2 protein-coding genes are annotated in these 1,425 nt (G+C 65.6%); both read right to left on the bottom strand.

Annotated features, from left to right (window positions below; all coding sequences use genetic code 11):
- Positions 1–25: 25 nt before the first annotated feature.
- On the bottom strand, positions 26–562 hold the full coding sequence (locus tag EN994_RS31375; protein WP_245466135.1) for a TPM domain-containing protein: 537 nt from the start codon (positions 560–562) through the stop codon (positions 26–28).
- 8 nt (positions 563–570) lie between these two features.
- Positions 571–1,326, bottom strand: a complete 756-nt coding sequence (locus EN994_RS31370) for a YgcG family protein (RefSeq protein ID WP_245466136.1) — start codon at positions 1,324–1,326, stop codon at positions 571–573.
- Positions 1,327–1,425 lie beyond the last annotated feature (99 nt).

Genomic DNA, 1,425 nt, shown 5'->3' with positions numbered 1-1,425 from the left:
GTCTGGGACGGCGTCGTGCGCGACCTTACCGCGCAAGCCGGTCGTCGCCGGCATGCGCGGTAAGGTCGCGCACGACGCCGTCCCAGACATGCTGGCCGACCTTGGCGTCGATACCCGAATCGGCAACCACCTCGGCATAGCGCTCGGCGATCGAGACGAAGACCAGCACGCCGGTGCGCGCCGTGGTGCGGTGGACGTTGCGGGCGAGGAACTGCTTGATCGCGTTGGCGTGCGCCGCCTGGTAGCGCAGCCGCCTCGGCACCAGGTGGATGCGCATACCAGGCAGCGCCCACAACAAGGCCAGCACGCAGGCAAGCGCCAGGAGCTGGGCGAGGACGAAATGCGGCAGCCGGATCGACAGCCACCAGGCCTCCAGACCGTAGCCGACCGCCAGGCTGACGAACAGCATGCACACGGTCGCCATGAAGGCGGCCGGGAAGAAATAGCCGTCGCTGGCATGCGCCACGACACAGTAGATTTCGCCGTCGGTTTTCTCCTCGGCGGCGTGGATCGCGGTTGCGATGCGCTCATGATCCTGCGGGCTGATTGGTCGTGTTGCCATGATCTGTCTCACCAGCTTCCTGAAGAACCGCCACCACCCGACGAGCCGCCGCCACCGGAAAATCCGCCACCGCCGCTTGACCCCGAAGACCAGCCGCCGCCGGAACTCCCCGACGACCAGCCGCCACTGGAGGATCGCCGGCTTGGCTCGAAGGTCATGCCAAGCCAGCGGTAGCGGCCGGGGCCAAGCTTCTGGCCGAAGATCGGCGGCAGCACGGAAGCCGCAATGCTGCCGAAGAAGATGATCGCCCAGATGCTGATGAAGACGGCGAAGAACAGGTCGTCGGAATCGAAAGGCGCTTGCTGGTTGCGCTCGCCGCGCGCCTCCAGCTCCGCCGGATTGCCCTCCAGCACCATGACCATGTCATCGACGGCTTTGCTGATGCCGCCGGAGAAGTCCCCGGCGCGGAAGGCCGGCACCATGTCATTTTCGATGATCAGCTTGGTGTGCAGGTCGGTCAGCGTGCCTTCCAGCCCATAACCGACCTCGATGCGCATCTTGCGGTCGTTCGGGGCAACCAGCAGCAGCACGCCATTGTTCTCGCCCGCCTGGCCAAGTTTCCAGAAGCGGAACAGCCGGTTGGCGTAAGGCTCGATCTCCTCGCCATCGAGGCTGGGAATCGTCGCGACGACGATCTGGTCGGAGCCTTTCGTCTCGAAATCGGCGAGTTTTTGGGTCAGCGCCGCCCTGGTCGCGGCGTCGATGATGCCGGCATTGTCGACGACACGGCCGGTCAGCGCCGGCAGGTCGGCCGCGTAGGCCATGACGCAGGAGAACAGCACGACCGCAGCAATCAGGACGGCCGAGGCGAGGCGGTCGCGTTTCGACAGGCTGATGCTGGATACCATCATGCCATCACCAGC

The sequence above is a fragment of the Mesorhizobium sp. M7A.F.Ca.CA.002.09.1.1 genome (assembly GCF_003998555.1).
Lineage (GTDB): Bacteria > Pseudomonadota > Alphaproteobacteria > Rhizobiales > Rhizobiaceae > Mesorhizobium > Mesorhizobium ciceri.
Note: the sequence above shows the minus strand (reverse complement) of the source record. Positions and strands in the feature narration are given on the sequence as shown.